This is a genomic window from Enterovibrio nigricans DSM 22720 (genome assembly GCF_900167155.1).
GTDB lineage: Bacteria > Pseudomonadota > Gammaproteobacteria > Enterobacterales > Vibrionaceae > Enterovibrio > Enterovibrio nigricans.
Window position 1 is genome coordinate 1 of record NZ_FUXU01000161.1, and the last position, 3820, is coordinate 3820.

A 3820-nucleotide genomic window follows, 5' to 3' on the forward strand; every position below is an offset into this window, starting at 1 on the left:
ACGACGAGGAAGGTGACACTAGATTGCCTGAAACTTAAAACTTTTCAACGGAGCCCTTCAGCATCGCGGCATAACCTGGCGCGTCCGGCACTGTTGGCGCGGGCTGTTTCAGGGCTACATACACCCGAGGCAGCATTTCTCCCCCGTTTACGGTTACGTAGTACCGCAGCATCTTAAAATGATTCTCTGGGATGTGCTCAGTGAGCCGACCTATCATCTCCAAGGGCGTCAGTACCATGGACTCTTTCTTTTGAGTCCGGTGGTTGAGGAAAGTGAAGGTGACCTGACCGCCACGGCTGTAGTGCCGCAGGCGTGAGGCCGCGAACGGGGACGTTTCAGGTAACGCCCCAGGTAATTCCCCGTCTGTTTGTGGTGGCGTGTCTTCTTTACAAAGTGCACTTTCCAGTAACGTCGGTACTGGCTAGTGAGAAAGAGGGACCAGTCGGTTTCATGACGAATGAAGGGCGTTCCCTCAAATCGCAGTTTCAGCCTAGCATAGTGGCGAAGAAGCAGGCGGATAACCGCCGTGCGCCAGCATAGTTCTGTGGGTTTAGCTTTGAAAAAGACCGGTTTTCAAACACCTGGCTTCGTTGCAAAATTAATATGAGGTAGCAGAAATACCAGGCTATCCTGAGTCAAAAAGTGAACTGATTTTCAATCAGACACACTTCGCCCTTGATACCTCTTCCATAAAACCAGATATCCAGTTGGCCCTTCCTGAACATACGCATGATTTCAAAACCCTTGATAGTCGCGTAAGCGGTACGTTTTGACTGAAATACGCGCACCATATTGATTAACCGTTTGAGCTTGCCATGATCGGACTCAATCCGGTTATTCTGATATTTGATTCGTCGATGTTGTAACGGAGAATTATCTGTACTCAGCGCCTCAATAGCCGAGATATAAGCCCGATCTTTGTCAGTATTCAGTATCTTAGGACGATTGTAAGGTTTGATACTTCGTAGGGCTTTGTCCAAGAATAGCTGTGCCGCCTTAGCATTACGGGTACTGGACAGGTAAAAATCGACAGTTTCACCCGCGTTGGTAATGGCTCGATAAAGGTACATCCAGCGACCTTTGACTTTGACGTAAGTTTCATCGAGTTGCCACGATGATGCCCAAGCCGGCTTGGAACACCATCGTAACCGACGTTCAATTTCAGGCGCGTATTTTTGTACCCAGCGATAGATAGTGATGTGGTCTACATCAACGCTCCGCTCCTCAAGCATTTCTGCCAATTCGCGATAACTTACACCATATTTGCAGTACCAACGGACGGCCCAGAGGATAACCTGGCCAGAAAAATGACGCCCTTTGAAATTAGCCATACTTAATAAATTACGAGAAATTTGGCACTAGATTGCCTGAAATCCAAAACTTTGCAACGGAGCCCTTATTATCGAAAAAAGTCGAGTGAAGGAAATTATCCCACTTAGTTTCATTTGGTTTTTTATAAGAAGCCAAGCCAATTTATGAGTCGGTGTTGACGTTATTATTGGTTTTTTTATGAAAGGAAATGATGAAGCAATTATTCATCATTTGTATAGCTTTTAAAGAACACTGTATTTTTATATTTAATTTATAACCAGCCTGAGTCGCAGGCTGGTTATAATGGAAAAATTCACATTAACGAGCTAGTGTGATTTTATTTGTACGAATCTGATAAACAGAACCATCGCTGTATTTTAATTGACCTACGATTTGAATAACATCTCCTATAGAAGCACGAGCATTTGACCTAACTGTGAATTTATACTTCGTGTTTTTATCAGACTGTGGGTATGACATGTAATTGATAGGTCGAGGGTCAAGATGGTAATTACCCCATTCACTAGTAATATGGTATTCGTAAAAGTTTTCGGAGATTAATTCTTTACCGCTTAACTTTTCAAGTTCAACTTTTACAGTGAAACCATAATTCGAACCAGAGCCTTCTCGCCCATTAACAAGTACAAATTTCTTGTAAGCTGTTGAATCAATGATCTCTTCTGTAATCTCAGCGTCAGGAACACGAGCTTCTTTAGCACGTCGTTCTGCTTCCGTTTGTTTTTCCCCCATATTTAGAACAACATGGGGTTCAACTGTCTTTTCTTGTGAAATTAGTTGCCAGTTATTATCAGATTCTCCATTTATAGGAAAATACTCCATATAACCGTTTGTTTTTGAAGAAAAAAGTTCAACGTTATCAGTGAAAGGATTTAAGTATCGCGCTAATTGACCTTGTTCAATAATTTTACTATTTTCCCAGCGAAGTACACCCTCAACATCATTATGGAATGATAAAGCCTTAATATTTTTAGCAGATTCTTGACTAAACTCGCTAACGGTTCCTTTAGGAATAGAAAAGGAACTACTTGGATTAGATAATTTTGATTTAGAAAACGTGTAAATAACGAGATTCTCAGGGAGACAAATTCTATTGAATTTTTTAGTTAATTCACTACCAATAATGTAGCCTGCTTCTACAAAGCTTTTACGATCAACAGGCACATGAGCAATACTTTCGTTGTTAACTAAAAAGTTGATCGCATCCCCCTGAAATTTCTCACAAGGAGAAGAAGCAAAAGCACTTGTGGAAAGAATACTCAAAGATAATAATGATAAAGTGTATTTGACCGTCATATAATTAAACTCATTCTCAGTTTGAAAAAACTCATTTTATAAAAATGAACATGTGTATTATTAAAATGATGTTGAGACTTAATTCAGTAGAATTCTCACTCAAAAAACTTACCTATCCTATAACTTTGTCATACATCTCTTCTGATTTTGAAAAGCCTGTTTTTCTATAAAGCTCTAAAGCAAGAAAAGTTTATTGCAGAAGCGGAATTGCCGCATAAATTAAAAATACTCATAAAACGATTTGAGTCTCGACCATAAGATAACTTATGATAAAATCATCTATCATCATCACAGATATTAACAATTTACACAATATAATTTGAGTAGGATTTTTCTTATATACCCGTAATCATTGAAGATGCTTGATTTTCATCGGTATGAGGATCATGCTACGCCCCATGAAAGTGACTCTGACCTACAAGCAAAAACATGAACTCGAAAACCAGCACGATAAAACGCGTGATGGTCGAGTGCGTGACCGTATTAAAGCGGTACTGCTTGCTTCTGAAGGTTGGAGTGCTGCCATGATTTCCCAAGCTTTGCGTATTCACGAAACCACCGTTCTCCGTCACCTTCACGATTACGCGCAGTCCGAGAAACTCAAACCTGAAAATGGCGGAAGCCAAAGCAAGCTTTCTGCTATTCAAACTATGCACCTAATCGAGCATTTGACAGAGAAAACCTATTCTCATACTCATCAAATTGTCGACTACGTTAAAGAGGCATTTGGACTTGAGTACACAGTTTCAGGTATGAACAAATGGCTTCACCACAATGGTTTTAGCTACAAGCAACCGAAAGGCGTTCCACATAAATTTGATGAAGCAAAACAACGAGCATTCATAGAGGCTTACGAAGCGCTAAAGGCCAGTTGTAGCGAAGATGAATCGATAGTCTTTATCGATGCAGTTCACCCAACATTATCCACCAAAATATCGCATGGTTGGATACGTACTGGCCAAGGTAAAGTGATTGAAACAACGGGTAATCGTAGCCGATTGAACATTATTGGCGCACTGAACCTGTCGGATATTGGTGCAACCATTGTTCACGACTATGAGAGTATTAACAGTGAATCGATAGTTCGTTTTTTCTGTAAGCTAAGAGAGAGTTATCCGTTAACCCATAAGCTTCATATCAGGCTCCGTTGCAAAGTTTTAAGTTTCAGGCAATCTAGTGTCACCTTCCTCGTCGT

Annotated in this window: 3 protein-coding genes and 1 pseudogene; 1 reads left to right on the forward strand and 3 read right to left on the reverse strand. The window is 40.7% G+C overall.

What is annotated here, in order from left to right:
- Positions 1-34: 34 nt before the first annotated feature.
- The 3 genes and pseudogenes from B5D35_RS25140 to B5D35_RS23035 form a co-directional block, all read right to left on the reverse strand.
- Positions 35-519 (reverse strand): annotated as a pseudogene (locus B5D35_RS25140) (transposase).
- Positions 520-635: 116 nt separating this feature from the next.
- Entirely contained in the window at positions 636-1331 is a 696-nt protein-coding gene (locus B5D35_RS23030; protein ID WP_078754739.1) for an IS6 family transposase, read from the reverse strand.
- 298 nt (positions 1332-1629) lie between these two features.
- The gene (locus B5D35_RS23035) at positions 1630-2625 is read right to left on the reverse strand and encodes a hypothetical protein (RefSeq protein ID WP_078754740.1); all 996 of its coding nucleotides are present in this window, start codon (positions 2623-2625) and stop codon (positions 1630-1632) included.
- A 386-nt stretch (positions 2626-3011) separates the two neighbouring features.
- Between B5D35_RS23035 and B5D35_RS23040 the strand changes: the two genes are divergently transcribed.
- The coding region (locus tag B5D35_RS23040) for an IS630 family transposase (protein WP_078754741.1) at positions 3012-3820 on the forward strand (809 nt) is incomplete at its 3' end.